Consider the following 15,403-nt stretch of genomic DNA (forward strand, 5'->3'; position numbering starts at 1 on the left):
ATTCCCTCTAAACAATTAAATTAAATATTCTTGAGAATTACTCTATCCTGGCCAATTAGTGAGTGAACGTTTTTCTGTTTTCTCACCTACCGAAGTAGAAAGTCTATTACCTTTAAAAGGACTATTATTTATTATCCCTTGAGGAGAAAAGACTGGAAATCCCTTGCTAGTGATAAAGTCGTTGTTGGAAACAGAAAATCCCTCTAATGTTTTAACCTGACCTGCTTTAAATTTTATTGGAGAAGTTGAATCAGATCCAAGTCTATTGCCATCAATTATCGCATTGATTTTTGCTTTCTTATGACCAACTTCACTTAGGTCAAATTCTACGTTTGCTATCTCAGAACTCGATAGCTCAAACTTCTTAACACCCCGATTATCGCTATCGGCTACAGGTATGGACAAAGTACTATTAGAAATCAGGTCATTAATAGCAAATGAATTAACATAGCTAGAACGCAAAGAAACAATTCCTACTCCCTGGTAAGATTTCATTTTGGTTTTAACGATTTCAAAACCGTTACTAATCGCAACATTAACAATACTTATAGCATGTTTTTTCACAAAGAAGTTAGAGTCGCTTATAGTGAAATTACCTATATTGAAACTCTTTAGACTGTCAGATGACAGGTTTATCATTATGCCACTACTGTTTTTGGAGTTGGCAGATTGGATGAAAACATTCTTGATAAGCTTAATTTCTTTTATATTTGAATTTTTATTTTTTGAATTGAGATTCAACAGAAATTTCATTTTTTTGAAACGATTTCCGGAAATATTAATACTATTGATATCGCACCCCATGACATCCGCATCAAAAATACCAGCAACACTTCCAGAATTATTAATTATAGATATATTTTCAATTTTTGACATCTCACCAAAATGGAACAAGCGGATATTTTCACCGCAATAGATCTTGTTTCTCTCAAAAGAAATATTACTCACATCTTTATACTCAAAAACATTTATTAGCGCAGGAGTATTTTTGTTATATCTGGATGACGAAATAACACAATCGGTGATTGTAGCATGTCCGTTTCTAATATTAAAAGCAGGGCCTTTAGTGGTGATTTTTAAATCATGAAGCTCAACTTTACCTATTACATTTGAGTGTAGATCAAAACTGGCATTTACATCGTTATGAATATCTTTGTCTGAGGTAGTTGCAGTACAATCCCGTATAGTGATGTCCGACATAACAAAGTCGCGGGAAGCACAGGTAACGTGATGTTTGTTGCTCTCAAAATGACTTTGTTCTACCCGAGTATCACTGCAATCAACATAGATGCCATAGCCGACACGCCCCGGCAACGGTAGTCCTTGGACATTACAGAAGCCAGAAACAAACGTATTCACAACTCTGGACTTACAACCAAGTACAAGCAAACCTGCACCACAAAACTCATTACCCAATACTTTTACATTATCGATATTGATATTAGTGCCAGTGAGTTTCACTCCCGACAAAGGTGGCATAACCTTTTGAGATGCCTGTAGATCTATATTAGCATTTAACAGACTGGTCGAGTTTGAACCTTTATGTACGATAATTTCCGATATCTTGAATGATGAATAGGCTGGCCTATCAATAATTAAATAAGAATCACCCACTTCTTTGATCACCGCTCGCATACCGTGATAATAGGGACGAATATTCTTAAACTGCTCACCATTTCTAACATCGGTTGATTTCAAGCTAATAAGATCGCCCGGCTTGAAATTACTCTTTTTAACCTGTTCAGAGAATAATAATTTAGCACTACCCTGTTCGAGGTAAAGGCCTTCACCTTTAACAGAGTAAAGTTGTTTTCCAATGCTCAGAACATAACTGCCGGCGGGCATATCTACATCGGCTTTTAATGTTGAATTCTGGAAGTCAACATTTAGACATGAATAACAGTCAACAGGTTTGTTAACCATATATTTTTTGTTATTACCCAGTACAACCCGCTGGGCATCACCAGCGGCTTTAAATGCAGCTGCAAATGCAAGATTATTTAAGTAGTCTCCATCAGAATATTCTTCCCCAGTGACAGATTTTATTATCCTCAGAATTTCCTTATCACTTTCACTAACCAAATCTTTTATTTTAATATTTCTATCCGTTACACCAAACCAATTTACCTCCAGCGGAGAACTGGTTTTTCTGATAAATTTAACTCCTGTCACACCAGAAAAGCAAGTGCCTGCATTTTCCTTAACGAATTTATCATCAGTTATAGCCGTAAAAACAGCAGGTGTATCATATGGTAAACCAGACGAGTGATTTTTAACCATGATGCTCTGCCCATTAGAAATATTTCCTAACTTAATCATGTCACTGATAAAGTCAACAACAACGAGATCTGACTTCTGGGATTTATCTTTATCTACATTGTTATTTTCATCAGTAATGTATACTGATGCGAAGGCTTTAAAAGATGTATTAAAATAAATTGCTGCCAGTGTTAACTTAATCAAATCTCGTCGTTTCATTCATCTCACCACAGGTCGAATGGAAATGCTTTTAACAGACCCGACTGAATACTTTGCAGGTCAAGGATTGCATCTGTGCGCAAGTCGAAGGCTTCCTCAACAGTCACTGCGCGTGCATAAGTATTACGACCAGTGCCAAAATAATAGTCATCATATTTGAACTGCGACTCACCACTATTCGCACTTAAAAACACAGCGGGGATACCGTAGGCTTCAGCCAAAATAACACCGTGCAGAGAACTTGAAATAACAAACTTACTGTTTACGATTTCTTTAGTGAATCCAATTGCTCCCTGGTTAGGCGAGCAAATGTTTTGTTTATATTTAGCGTACAAATTGAAATCTTCATTCATATGGGGTATGACGATAAAGTCTTTCTTTAGTTGGTCATCCGTTAATAATTCCTTGCTATAAAAAAGTGGCAGTAACAATCCCGGATCACCGAAGACCTCCGGTGCTATAATCCCCTTTTCTTTCTTTAAAAAATCTCTGGTATTAGGGCCTCGCACAGCACGAACATCTAAGCTTTTAAACTTAAGTTTTGACTTGTCAATTTTACCATTAATGCCCGTCCCCCAAATGCAGTCACCATTTTTGGCAAAATGCATAACCGACCCGATACTGAAAAGTGTGTTACGTGAGGTTCTTTTCCCAAAAATTTCAAAATCGCGTGTGCTCAATACAGACTGAACAATAACTTTCCCTAAATGATCTCCTGCATTATGGCTACCATCTTTAGGTTCCCACCAGAAGACGTTCTTTTTTTGTTTATTTTTAATAATACTGTTAAGCATACTTCCCTCTATAAGTATAAATAGCTATCGGGGTTTAACTAAAGAGCGTAGCCCTGAATAGAAATGCGGCGTAAAAATCAATTTTAGTGCTTTTAGTTTAATTACTGCATTTTTCCGAGTTTGTTTAAGTGCATATTCATAAACGAATGATATCAAGAAGTAGCTAATCATTACGGAAAAAGCTGCACCGTTAGTACCCAACTCTTTTATGAAAATATAATTAAGGATCAAACTTGAACCAAGGCCACAGGCATTACGGAAGACTGCAAATTTCTCCAACATATTAAGGCTATAGTACAAACCACTGATATTTGCTAAAGCCAAGAATGGGAATGAAAGACACAGTATCTGAAACACTGGAACGGATGCTTCAAAGCCTTTACCTAATAACAGTGGTATTATATACGGAGCACACAGTACCGCTGGTATAGAGATGAGTAAGGTAGTAACGAGAATAAATGCATAAAGTTTCGTTAAATACTCATCTTTATTTATCTCTTTATTCTTACTTATGTAAGGAAGGAATACTGAAGATAAAATACTTGGCACTGCCATTAATTGCTCAATTAACTTATATGCCCCTGCATAGATCCCCACCTGCGCAACGGTTGCAATGCTGGATAACATTAACTGGTCTGTCCGCATATTAACTTGCACGATAACCATTGAAATCCAGAAGAAAAATGATCTTTCGAATATATGCTTATTAATTACTTTTTTAGCAGCGTTGCTTTTTATTTTTACTAAAAAACTCTCTCTTTTGGTAACCAAGAAGCAACAAATGATATTTATAATTAAGTTGTTTAATGCGAATGAAATAGCAATGAGAGATAGATCGGCTTTTAACAAACACAACGAAATTCTCAGAACCGCTAACGCAATCGCAACGGTAACTCTAATTTTGACCAATAAATCATTTTTAAGATTGGCTTCAAAATGGTAAACATAAAGTTCCAAAGGAGATGCGAGTACGGCAAGTAAAAGCCAATAATAATATGATTCATCCCCACGAAGACCGATAAGTGTAACCACCACCAGACTGAAAATGAATGAGATCAGTAGTTTTATTTTTAGAGTTTGTAGGAATACTAACTTCTCCCTTTTTATACTCTGCAATGATGAGTATACTCTTCTCAGACCAAATTCGGTAATCGATATTATTAATGCATAATAAACCTGAAATAGCGCGAGTTTACCGAAATCCTCAACACCTAAATATCTAATGACGACTACATTAGACAGCAAACCAATAAGTAAAACGATAACCTTTTCTGACATCAGAAAAACTATATTAGAAGTAAGTTTTTTCATTATAGCTCCAGCTAAAGCAATCCCTGCTTGCTTGTCCTTAATTGATGCTAAAATCTACAGTTATATTTTTGACAACCTCTGAAGCTCAGCAAAGAAACTCGCCATTACGTTTTCCTTTGCAAGATTATTTTCAGCATAAAGTTGAGCTACTTGATTAAACTTTGGCAACTGCAAGCATTTCCTGATGCCTTCCTCAAGTGCCATTTCATTTTCAGGTTCTACAAGAACTGCAAGCCCTTCGTTATCCCTGCAAACCATGCCTAATTCAGTGTCAACTTCAGCCGTAATTACAGACTGTCCACCGGCAGCAAGTATATTAGTTAGTTTTGAGGGTAGGACCGCATCAGCAACACCTTTTTTCTGTATTACTAGATGACAATGAGCAATAGCTAACAGCATGGGTAACTGTTCATACGGTAACAAAGGTTTAAATAAGATATTTTTCGAACCTGCACTAACCGATGCATCATACAGATCTTTTTTACCTACACCGTCACCTACAATTAGAAAGACGACATCTTCGTCTTCAAATTTTTTTGCTATAGGTATCAAATTCTCCAAACCTTGTTTTTTACCAATATTGCCTGAGTATAAAACAATTTTACTTTCACCACTTATGCCAAGTTCTGAGTAAAAATCCCCTGACACAACAACATCTCTAAACCTGTCGGTTTCAGACCAGTTAGGAAAGAGAACAAGGTTTTTATCTTCAACACCCTTAACTCTGGCTTTATTCAACATATTTTTGGAGATAGTAGATACTCTGTCGAATTTTTTAAGTATCTTACTTTCTAAATAAAATAGAAATGACGATAACTTACTCCCCTTTCCGTTACCGCTTCCTAAGCCAAACATTGCATCAAGCTCGTAATCTTGTATATGAATAACAGATTTAGCGCCTGTGATCTTGGTGTAAATCAACACAGGTAATGCACAGAAAAGCGTTGGTACTACATAAATCACAACATCAGGCTTGAGCTTCAACAGTCGCAATAAGTTAACACTAGAACTTAGTGCAAATGAGGCCAGATGAACAACTCGCTTTATAAACCCTGGTCTTGTCGGTATATAAAGTGGCGAGCGGAAAACAGATATATTATTGATAACATCTTTGCTATACCTGTTCTTATAGGGTTTAGTCAGTTTCCATTCGGGATAATAAGGTGGTGCCGTAACAACGGTAACTTCATTATTGTTATCAGCAAACCACCGACTCATTTCCCCACTATATTTACCTATACCAGTAAGTTCCGGCTCGTAATTAATACCATAGATTAATATTTTCATATCAACTCAAATAAAATGTTATGAAGTCGTTCGAAAATAATCCTTAGTATAATCATGTACTTTAGGATGATTAAGAATGTCTGCTTTCGGTATCCAGTTATATGATGAATGTTGTTCCACTGGGAGTTTAAGCTCATCATTATCAAGAAAGAGTTTATACCCCAAAACAATATAATGGGTTGAAAAATCACTCCCGAAGAAACTATCATCATAGAAATGCTGATACACACTAAGGAATTTAGCTGAACTCAATGACTGGGCAATCCCTATCTCCAACTGGGTTAGTCGGATGAAAGCTTCATTTATCGTCTCATCCTTTCTTATCCGCCCACCGGGTACGAATAAATACCCCCTTGCGGGTCTGTTGACCCTTTCACCTAGTAAAATTTCACTATTAGAATTTTCAATGATGAGATCAATCGAGATCAGAGGAGCATGTTCAACAATAGTTTTGAACACACTATCATCCAAAAAAGTTCTAGTCACGGAATTTACCTTGGTTAGCTAAAAACCACTTATATGTTCTTGTAAGCCCTTCTTCCAGATCGATACTGTAAGTCCATCCCAAATCCTTAAGACGACTCACATCCAACAGTTTGCGAGGAGCACCATCTGGTTTTTCGGCATCAAAAGTAATTTTTCCTTCAAAGCCCACAACTCGAGAAATCGTTTCTGCAAGTTCCCTGATTGTACAGTCGATTCCCGTTCCAACATTGATATGAGACAGCATGGGCTGAACATTCTGGCTAAGAGTCTCGGTATCTAACTCCATCGCGTAAATAGAAGCCGCAGCCATGTCATCCACATGCAGAAACTCCCTCATGGGCTTACCACTGCCCCATACGATAACCTCTGAAGCGTTTTCCTGTTTGGCTTCATGGAATCTACGCATCAACGCTGGGATTACATGCGAGTTACTCGGGTGGAAGTTATCATTCTCACCATACAGATTGGTAGGCATCACGGATCTGTAATCACGATTATACTGGCGATTATAAGACTCACATAATTTGATACCCGCAATCTTAGCTATGGCATAAGGCTCGTTGGTTGGCTCAAGAGTCCCTTGTAATAGCTGTCCCTCGGTAATAGGCTGAGTTGCTAGCTTAGGATAAATACAGGATGAGCCTAAGAACATTAATTTTTGGACACCGTTATTATGCGCAGCATTGATGACGTTATTTTGAATCATCAAGTTCTGATAAATGAAATCAGCTGGATAAGTATTGTTAGCAACAATCCCCCCAACTTTTGCTGCAGCCAGATATACCTGGTCTATTTTGTTTCTACGGAAAAAATCGTTGACGCTATTGGTATCAAGTAAATCAAGTTCATTTCTGTCAGCGGTAATAATTTCTACATTATCCCTGACAGATAAATTCCTGACGATGGCCGAACCGACCATCCCTTTATGACCAGCAACATAGACCTTGCTTTTAATCATCTACTTTACTCCTGAGACAGCGCTACATTGAAACCATGAGACTTCAAGAGTGAGTGCTTCTTAGCGGCTTCCAGATCGTACTGCACCATCTCGACGACCATCTCCTGAAGGGTAGTCTCTGGCTTCCAGCCAAGTTTTTTGTGCGCATTTGATGGATCGCCCAAAAGAGTTTCTACTTCTGCTGGACGGAAATAACGCGGGTCAACCGCCACGATCACATCGCCAACTTTAACACCAATTGCATTGTCACCAGTAACGCTTTCTACAATACCTTTCTCATCGACACCTTTACCTTCGAAACGTAAAGTAATGCCCAGTTCGGCAGCCGCAAACGCAACAAACTGTCTCACCGAGTACTGTACGCCAGTAGCAATAACGAAATCTTCAGGAACTTCCTGTTGCAGCATCAGCCATTGCATTTTGACGTAGTCTTTTGCATGGCCCCAGTCACGCAGAGAGTCCATGTTACCTAAGTACAGGCATGACTCCAGACCTTGAGAAATATTTGCTAATGCACGGGTAATTTTGCGGGTAACAAAGGTTTCACCGCGACGTGGAGATTCGTGATTGAACAAAATACCGTTACAGGCATACATGCCGTAGGATTCACGGTAGTTCACAGTAATCCAATATGAGTACAGTTTTGCTACTGCATACGGTGAACGTGGGTAGAATGGCGTTGTTTCTTTTTGTGGGATTTCTTGAACCAGTCCGTATAGTTCAGAAGTTGAAGCCTGGTAGAATTTCGTTTTTTTCTCTAAACCTAAGAAGCGAATTGCTTCCAGCAGTCGCAATGTACCGATAGCATCAACGTCAGCAGTGTATTCAGGGGATTCAAATGAAACAGCAACATGACTCATAGCCCCCAAGTTATAAACTTCGTCTGGTTTAACTTGCTCTAAAATACGCGTTAAATTCGAGGTATCAGTCAGGTCACCGTAATGCAGATGAAGCTTAGGATTTGGGGAGTGAGGGTCCTGATAAATGTGGTCTACGCGTGAGGTATTGAAGGAGGATGCACGTCTTTTGATCCCATGAACTTCATAGCCTTTTTCAAGTAAAAACTCAGCTAAGTATGAACCGTCTTGGCCAGTAATACCGGTAATCAAAGCAACTTTAGACATAACTTTCCCTTATTTATTTTCGAGCGATATTGAAATAATTTGTAAAAACAACTTAGTACTCAGTTGTTTTTCAGCAACAACATTTAATAAACCAATTTTAGTTGTCAATATTTGATTTTATTTTTCAAAACAAATATAAACAAACTCTGTGTCAGCGTCTGAATTTAGCTGTCTTTCATTATTCTATCTTTAACCTTTATACAGGGGTTGCCGTCATAAACAGTCCAAGGTTCAAGGTCTTTTTTAGCAACAGAGCGGGCACCAAGTACAGCGCCCTCACCGACATTCACATTTGGCCCTACAAACGCTTCAGCACAGATCCATGCCTTTTCGTTAATGGTAATTGGACACAGAATTAACTCATGCTTTCTACTTTGATACCGATGCGAACTGGCACAAAGGGAAGCATCTTGACTGACCGTACTCAATTTACACAGTTTAATCGTTCCCTGATTGTAAATATTTGCATTGGGTCCAATGGTAGTCTGCTCCTCCATAATAAGGTTTTTAGGGCTCCAAATTTTACTAGATCCGTAGACTCGGCAGCTAAAAGATATTTTAGCTCCAAATAGTTTAAGAATAAGGACCCTCCATTTAAAAAATGGTCTTGGAGAAAACCTAAAAAAGAGGAGGTTAAATACAGCCCAAACCACACGATAAATTTTGTTTTGAAGAGAGAAGCTAGATTTGTTTATCTCATCCATTTATGACTCTTTCATTTATGATTTTCTCGAATGACTTTGCAACTTTAGAAATTTCGAATTTATTATCGAAGCACCTCTTCGCATTAGTTCTCATCAACTCCTGCTCTTCGTCACTACGTTCAATAAAATCTAAAACAATTTTACTGAATGATTCAACATTATCATCAGCAATTAAACCAGAATGTTCAGCTTCTATCTCACGCCAGATATTTACTTTATTCGATATCAGTACCGGTAATGAAGCAGATAAAGCTTCAGCCACTACGATGCCAAAATTTTCCTGGTGAGATGGTAGTGCAAATACTTTACTAGCAAAGTATGCCCCCCATTTTTTTTCACCTTGTAGCATCCCCCCCCAAGTAACCACATCTTGTAAACCAAGCTGTTTTGTTTCTACCTTTAAGGATTTTGCATATTCGCTATCATCAGGGCCGGCAAAGAATACATGATAACCTTGTGCACGCTCTTTAATTTTAGCAAATGCATTCAATAAAATATCACAGCCTTTTTTCTGGTGAATTCTACCTACAAAGAGTATTAATTTTTTATTTCTTAGTTCGGGAAAGTTTACATAAAAGGCTTCCACCGCTGAGCTTCTCTCAAAAGTACTTCCTGCAGTGCCATAAGCGGTGACACTTTCATTTGGCGTGTAGAAAGGGAACGATTTCCTGGCTAAAATTTTCTCTTCTTCACATGTGAAGACTACCGAACGTGCTTTATTGATCACTCTTTTTTCAAAAAGCATCCAATAGATCATCTTCTTAACATGCTTGAGTGGATAAGCTTTTTTAAACCACGGATCTAACATCCCATGTGAATATAAAAGATAAGGTACTTTTTCATTAAGGCAAACCGAACTGGTCACGACACTGTGATATTGCCATACGCCATGAATTATAACTAAGTCATACTTTCTTACGTTTTGGGTCAGCCAGTTTTTGAGTTTTCTTGAATAAGAATATCCCCCTTGCCCCTCGCCAACATTGAAAATTTTTAAATTAGAATTTGCAGGGCTTATATTATTTTCATCATCCATGCAAACAATATCGCATTCTATATTTAATTGCTGTTTTTCAATTTCATTTTGAATTTGTCTGATACCTTCAGATGGCCCACCTTTTTTAGGATCCATTGATGGGATTACACGAAGAATTTTCATATGTATCCTTTTTTGAAAAAATTATTTTTAATAACAGCAATCATCTGATTATTTTATGATGGGTAATTTTTAATAGTTAAAGAGTAAGGCTATTTAATTATTACTCTGAGAGACTTGATGATAGCGTCATCACTAAATTGACTCATAAACTCTGAACTCATTATTTTTTGTTTTTTTGGTAAGTTTTGTAACGCAACGCCAATGTCACCAATACCATTAACCAGGATCAGTTCGCTATTATAGACATTAAGTGAGTTATAAAAATCGCTTTTCACCGCAATGACCGGTGTTCCGGCTGAAATAGAGAAGAAGAAACTGCCACTGACGATCATACTTTTGCTGTCAGAGGGTAAAATTGAGTATTCGGCTCGGCTAACAAGATTATATGCCTCTTCATCACTGATAAATTTATCAACAATCTCAATTTTTTTCCCAGCAGCTAACGCCTTCAACTGAAAACAATAATCTTTATCATCAGAACTACCGGCCACAATTAATTTCAAGTCTAAAGGCCAGCTTTTTATTAATTCATCCAGCTTCTTATATTTTTCAATACGACCGAAACATACAAAATACATTTCCTCGTCAATCTCATTTACTGGATAAACAGACCTCAGATCATAAAGTGGATGGGGGACATAAATCCGACCTGCTGAACAAGCAGATTTTGAATGGACAATGGTATGAGAGCTTTTACTCTCAAAGTAGTCCATTATTTTTACACTAAGATTTTTATTTCCATCATAAATATTATGTGGATAAACATTATGGCGAACATAAATAATATTCCTTGAGGAATATCTCATCATCGAAAACCATAACATTGAGATAATGAAAGACAAAAATTTAAACTTACCATCTTTACCAAAACATCTATTTTCCAACCAGTTAAATACGATAATGTCATACTTATTTTTTGAAAAAATAGTATTTTTCCAATTCTTAGGTGATAACGGGGTTACATCACCAAATTGACCAAGCAAATCACGCATACGAATCGTATATGAATTTTTTTCACTAGGTGGTGGGAAATACCCTATTTTTTTCATTTAATCTTCACTCTCTGATATTTTTTTATTGTTCTTCGCACGCGTATATGAAGCAGAAATCATTGCCAATACTAACCAATAAAGTCCCTGTATTGAATCCAACCGCCATGACCAACCAAGCATACCAAAGAAGGCGATTGACAGGATCGATACGCCTGATGCGTACAAGATCTTAGAATCATACGGATCTTTTAGTCTGATTCCTTTAACAATTAATCTCACAAAATAAAAATTCATGAACATAAACAGACCAAAACCTAATACTCCTGTTTCTGACATTATCAACAAATAGATATTATGAACAGGATGAGGCCACCAACTGGATATATTGGTCACATCATATTCTGTCATGACAGTAGTAAATGTATTAAGACCGATGCCGAAGAATGGATGACTGGTTATCATTTTCAGTGCGATTTCAGCCAATATGATACGAATTTCGCCACTTTCATCCGGTGCATTTATGAATCTATCGTAAATAACACCAAAATAGGTATCAATAAAAATAAATGCGGCAACAAGTAAAACGGCACAAATTGTAATCTTGCTGAAAAACTTACCTTTACTGAACAATGAGTGGAAAATCATCAATAGCGTAGCAACGGCTATCATTGCAATCCCTGTTCTGGCGAATGAAAGCACAACGATTACCACTGAAATGAAGTATCCAGCCATGAATACCATTTTCCTAAAGCCACTTTTGTTCATCGCTTCCATCCATAAGAATGGGCAAATTGTAACAATGAACTGAGAAAGCGTACCTGGATGCCCTAATGTACCTGCAGAACGATATAGTTCGCCATCAACGTTGTTAAGTCCAACTTCATCACCGCCTTTTCCTGAAATCGTCACGCCAAATACTTGCTGTATTAAGGAAGTTATTAACTGAATAACGATAACCACAAGAATTGCATTAAATAAGGTATTATAGTTTTTTTCATCATTGAGCAGTGCAAACTTGATAATTAAGAATACGATAAAGAACTTCATATATCTAAGAAGTTCAAGTGATGACCAAAAATATGAATCACCAAAAATGAAGAAGATGGCGTTGCAAAATAAATACAGCGAAATAATCTTTATATCGGTTGTAAGCTTAATTTTTGTGCTTTTATTAAAAACAACGATCAATAATATCTTCACAATCAAGTATGAAAACAAAGGAATATCAAATGGGGAAATCGCAACTTCTGCACCACCGTAGTGGTCAAGTTCGGGCATCAACCTCCATCGTCCAGGGATAGCCAAAGAAAGCACATATGTATATATAAATATTCTTTCTAACATAACAGTCCTGATTATCGCAAAAGGTGTAGATATTAAATGTAAACTTTAACCACACAGTATAGATATCATTCAATATATACAAATATGCTCTTTAATTTCATGTAATCAAGGACAACCTAGATTGTCCTTGATTCACAGATTTACTTACTTATCACTCTCGTACTTATATCCATACTCGGCATATGAACCATAAGAATAATAATTTGCAGCACGTTTCATTACTCCGTTGATGATAACCCCCTTCACTTCAACACCAACACGTTCGAGCCTTTGATAACAGATTTCAATATCCTTAACTGTATTAGTTTCAAACTTAGAAACTAATAGGGTTGTACCGGAAAGTGCACCGATGATTACGGCATCTGTTACCGCCAACACTGGAGGAGTATCGACTATAACTAAATCATATTCCGCACCTGCCTTTTCTAATAGGTGTGTCATACGATTCCCCATCAGCAGTTCAGACGGGTTAGGTGGGTTGCTCCCCCTGGGAATCAATGTAAGGTTATCGATCCCAGTCGGTAATTTGACCTTATCATAATCAAGAACGCCGGCGAGATACGCAGATAGCCCCGTTCCTTTATTCGTCAAACCAAATGCATCATGTAAATGACCCTTTCTCATATCCGCATCAATGACCAGCACTTTTCTACCCTGCTGCGCAATAACCGCTGCTAAGTTGAGGCTTGTAAACGACTTACAGATTCCAGGTGTTGCGCCTGTGATCATGATTACGTTGTTTTTAGCTTCAAGCATTGCGAAGTGCAAACTGGTTCTTAAACCACGAATGGCCTCAATCGCTAGATCTGCTGGGTTATTAATTGCAAGCAAACCTTCTGGACGAGTGTCATTTTTCGCTCGTTTCTGACCATTTCGTGACTGCCAGTCAGAAAAAGGAATCGACGCATAAACATTGACACCAATCTCATCCAGCTGTTCAGCGCTTTCAATTCCCTTATGCAGCAGAAGTTTCACTATCACTGCACAAACAGAAAAAATTATCCCAATAAACATAGAGATAGCTATAATCAGTAATGTCTTAGGTGCTACTGGATACTCTTGGGTTAATGGATTATCAACAATCCGTACGTTACCAACGGTACTGGCTTTATTGATTCTCAATTCCTGTTGCTTATTAAGCATCTGCATGTAAACAGCTTGGCCTGACTCTACATCACGCGTCAATCGGAGAATTTCTTGCTGCACCTTTGGTAATTTTTCTACGCGCTTACCTAAGTTAACTTTTTCTTTTTCTAAAACTTCTCTCTTCTCAAGCAGTGCTTTATACGCTGGATGTTGAACAGTGTACAGTTTTGAAATTTCAGCCTCTTTGAATGTTAACTGGTTGAGCTGAGATTCAACCGAAACCATCGTATCTAATACAGATTTAGCTTCCAGCGACAAATCAACTGAGTCATTCTCCTGACGAAACTGATTAAGTTTGTCTTCATTTTCATCAAGAGATGCTCTCTCAGCAGGCAGTTGCTTTTCTAAAAACTGTAAACTTTTATCAGCTTCTTCAGATTTCCTCTCAATATTTTGCAATAAATAGTTTTGCATAATACTGGATAGAACTAAATTAGCTTCCTTTTCACTTTCTGCATCATAGCTAATCTGTAAGATTCCACTATCTTTTCCTTTATCACTAACAGAAAGATTCGCCAATATATTAGCGACAGTTTTTTGAATAGTCTGTTTAGTCATATTGAATGCATCGCCAGGCTCAGCATCAATATCATTAACCAGCAGCTCTATGCCTTCAGCTGATAAAAGCTTTCCTTTAGTTCCATCAAACTTACCGACATCAGGAACATCAAGGGTGTAGTGATTATTATCAACAATCTCCAGTTTCATCGAAACATTTAACAGTTCCGCTGGAACCGAAAATTTGGCGATAGATAGGCTTTCTTTTGCTGTTTTCTTTGAATTCCCAAAAATCCTCGACAGGCCTTTCCCGATGACCGGGAAGTGATCGTGTTCTAACCGAGTTGTCAAATTTAGGTCATCTATAGTTTTACCGATAACCAATCTGGATTGCAGAAGCTGGGTTTCAGCTGATGATTCAGGCTGTCCCGTTGGCAACACATCAGAAAGACTACTCAGGATATTGCTACCAGTTGACTGCTCAACTTGGATTAGCGCATCACTTCGATAGATCGGAGTTGCCAGCAGAGCATAAACGACCCCAAAGAAAACGCACAAAGATGTAATACAGAAAATCAACCATCTGTTATCTATGAAGACGCCTATCAACCTACTGAATTCAATCTCATCATTATCTTTGGATGATTGTCTGGTCTGCTTGATTCTTTCCGTCATAATATTCCTAACTATCTCTGTAACATTTCAGCCCATTTTAAAGCTGATTCGTTTAAATGATTATAGGCAAATTCATATGCTTCTAATGATTTTCCATAAGGGTCAGGTGTTTCTTTATGGTCAAGCCAATGACCAAAAAACATCACTTTCCCTCGGATCTCTGGAGATAATTTACAAACATACTCTAAATGATGTTTCTCCATGACCAAGATTAAATCGTTTTCCTGACAATCAGCCTTAGTGATCTGTCTTGCGACATGACTCTCCAATGATAAACCATGACTTTTTGCCACCTCCACAGACATAGAATAAGCAGGTTTTCCAACCAGCGCACCTATTCCTGCGGACGTGATTTTTAAGTTAGCAAGTTCTCGCCTTAATAGCCGCTCACCGGTAGGTGAACGACATATATTGCCCGTGCATACGACTAAAATTGAATCAAACATA

At 37.6% G+C, this 15,403-nt stretch carries 13 protein-coding genes; all 13 read right to left on the bottom strand.

The features are described 5' to 3' along the window. Positions 1 to 42: 42 nt before the first annotated feature. The 13 genes from EDF82_RS08415 to EDF82_RS08475 all read right to left on the bottom strand — a co-directional run bounded on the left by EDF82_RS08415 (position 43) and on the right by EDF82_RS08475 (position 15,402). Complete coding sequence (locus EDF82_RS08415) at positions 43 to 2,478, bottom strand: hypothetical protein (RefSeq protein WP_123755045.1); 2,436 nt, start codon at positions 2,476 to 2,478, stop codon at positions 43 to 45. A 5-nt stretch (positions 2,479 to 2,483) separates the two neighbouring features. After that, positions 2,484 to 3,272 carry a polysaccharide pyruvyl transferase family protein gene (locus EDF82_RS08420; RefSeq protein ID WP_123755046.1) on the bottom strand — a complete coding sequence of 263 codons (789 nt, stop codon included), beginning with the start codon at positions 3,270 to 3,272 and terminating at the stop codon, positions 2,484 to 2,486. A gap of 24 nt (positions 3,273 to 3,296) precedes the next feature. Then, complete coding sequence (locus EDF82_RS08425) at positions 3,297 to 4,583, bottom strand: flippase (RefSeq protein ID WP_123755047.1); 1,287 nt, start codon at positions 4,581 to 4,583, stop codon at positions 3,297 to 3,299. A 60-nt stretch (positions 4,584 to 4,643) separates the two neighbouring features. Further along, positions 4,644 to 5,870 carry a WcaI family glycosyltransferase gene (locus EDF82_RS08430; RefSeq protein WP_123755048.1) on the bottom strand — a complete coding sequence of 409 codons (1,227 nt, stop codon included), beginning with the start codon at positions 5,868 to 5,870 and terminating at the stop codon, positions 4,644 to 4,646. An 18-nt stretch (positions 5,871 to 5,888) separates the two neighbouring features. Continuing rightward, on the bottom strand, positions 5,889 to 6,356 hold the full coding sequence (locus tag EDF82_RS08435) for a GDP-mannose mannosyl hydrolase (protein ID WP_123755049.1): 468 nt from the start codon (positions 6,354 to 6,356) through the stop codon (positions 5,889 to 5,891). Then, the gene (locus EDF82_RS08440) at positions 6,349 to 7,314 is read right to left on the bottom strand and encodes a GDP-L-fucose synthase (protein ID WP_123755050.1); all 966 of its coding nucleotides are present in this window, start codon (positions 7,312 to 7,314) and stop codon (positions 6,349 to 6,351) included. Before EDF82_RS08440 ends, EDF82_RS08435 begins: the two co-directional genes overlap by 8 nt. A 5-nt stretch (positions 7,315 to 7,319) precedes the next feature. After that, complete coding sequence (gene gmd / locus EDF82_RS08445) at positions 7,320 to 8,438, bottom strand: GDP-mannose 4,6-dehydratase (protein WP_123755051.1); 1,119 nt, start codon at positions 8,436 to 8,438, stop codon at positions 7,320 to 7,322. 164 nt (positions 8,439 to 8,602) lie between these two features. Next, positions 8,603 to 9,142: a putative colanic acid biosynthesis acetyltransferase gene (locus EDF82_RS08450; RefSeq protein ID WP_123755052.1), complete on the bottom strand. Its 540-nt coding sequence runs from the start codon at positions 9,140 to 9,142 to the stop codon at positions 8,603 to 8,605. After that, positions 9,135 to 10,301: a glycosyltransferase gene (locus tag EDF82_RS08455; protein WP_123755053.1), complete on the bottom strand. Its 1,167-nt coding sequence runs from the start codon at positions 10,299 to 10,301 to the stop codon at positions 9,135 to 9,137. The genes EDF82_RS08450 and EDF82_RS08455 overlap by 8 nt, the downstream gene beginning before the upstream one ends. A gap of 89 nt (positions 10,302 to 10,390) precedes the next feature. After that, the gene (locus tag EDF82_RS25145) at positions 10,391 to 11,350 is read right to left on the bottom strand and encodes a glycosyltransferase (RefSeq protein ID WP_148060385.1); all 960 of its coding nucleotides are present in this window, start codon (positions 11,348 to 11,350) and stop codon (positions 10,391 to 10,393) included. After that, entirely contained in the window at positions 11,351 to 12,571 is a 1,221-nt protein-coding gene (locus EDF82_RS08465) for an O-antigen ligase (RefSeq protein ID WP_158613266.1), read from the bottom strand. 210 nt (positions 12,572 to 12,781) lie between these two features. Beyond that, positions 12,782 to 14,956, bottom strand: coding sequence for a polysaccharide biosynthesis tyrosine autokinase (locus tag EDF82_RS08470; RefSeq protein WP_123755056.1), 2,175 nt, complete (start codon positions 14,954 to 14,956; stop codon positions 12,782 to 12,784). Between the two features lie 11 nt (positions 14,957 to 14,967). Next, entirely contained in the window at positions 14,968 to 15,402 is a 435-nt protein-coding gene (locus EDF82_RS08475; RefSeq protein WP_123755515.1) for a protein tyrosine phosphatase, read from the bottom strand. Position 15,403: the final 1 nt, after the last annotated feature.

This window comes from Klebsiella sp. BIGb0399 (genome assembly GCF_003752615.1).
GTDB lineage: Bacteria > Pseudomonadota > Gammaproteobacteria > Enterobacterales > Enterobacteriaceae > Klebsiella > Klebsiella lignicola.

Excerpts from the sequence above, each read along its gene's own strand:
- EDF82_RS08470 (WP_123755056.1), bottom strand. The coding sequence starts at position 14,956 with ATGACGGAAAGAATCAAGCAGACCAGACAATCATCCAAAGATAATGAT.
- EDF82_RS08415 (WP_123755045.1), bottom strand. The coding sequence starts at position 2,478 with ATGAAACGACGAGATTTGATTAAGTTAACACTGGCAGCAATTTATTTT.
- EDF82_RS08475 (WP_123755515.1), bottom strand. The coding sequence starts at position 15,402 with ATGTTTGATTCAATTTTAGTCGTATGCACGGGCAATATATGTCGTTCA.
- EDF82_RS08440 (WP_123755050.1), bottom strand. The coding sequence starts at position 7,314 with ATGATTAAAAGCAAGGTCTATGTTGCTGGTCATAAAGGGATGGTCGGT.
- EDF82_RS25145 (WP_148060385.1), bottom strand. The coding sequence starts at position 11,350 with ATGAAAAAAATAGGGTATTTCCCACCACCTAGTGAAAAAAATTCATAT.
- EDF82_RS08455 (WP_123755053.1), bottom strand. The coding sequence starts at position 10,301 with ATGAAAATTCTTCGTGTAATCCCATCAATGGATCCTAAAAAAGGTGGG.
- gmd (WP_123755051.1), bottom strand. The coding sequence starts at position 8,438 with ATGTCTAAAGTTGCTTTGATTACCGGTATTACTGGCCAAGACGGTTCA.
- EDF82_RS08465 (WP_158613266.1), bottom strand. The coding sequence starts at position 12,571 with ATGCCCGAACTTGACCACTACGGTGGTGCAGAAGTTGCGATTTCCCCA.
- EDF82_RS08425 (WP_123755047.1), bottom strand. The coding sequence starts at position 4,583 with ATGAAAAAACTTACTTCTAATATAGTTTTTCTGATGTCAGAAAAGGTT.
- EDF82_RS08420 (WP_123755046.1), bottom strand. The coding sequence starts at position 3,272 with ATGCTTAACAGTATTATTAAAAATAAACAAAAAAAGAACGTCTTCTGG.
- EDF82_RS08430 (WP_123755048.1), bottom strand. The coding sequence starts at position 5,870 with ATGAAAATATTAATCTATGGTATTAATTACGAGCCGGAACTTACTGGT.
- EDF82_RS08450 (WP_123755052.1), bottom strand. The coding sequence starts at position 9,142 with ATGGATGAGATAAACAAATCTAGCTTCTCTCTTCAAAACAAAATTTAT.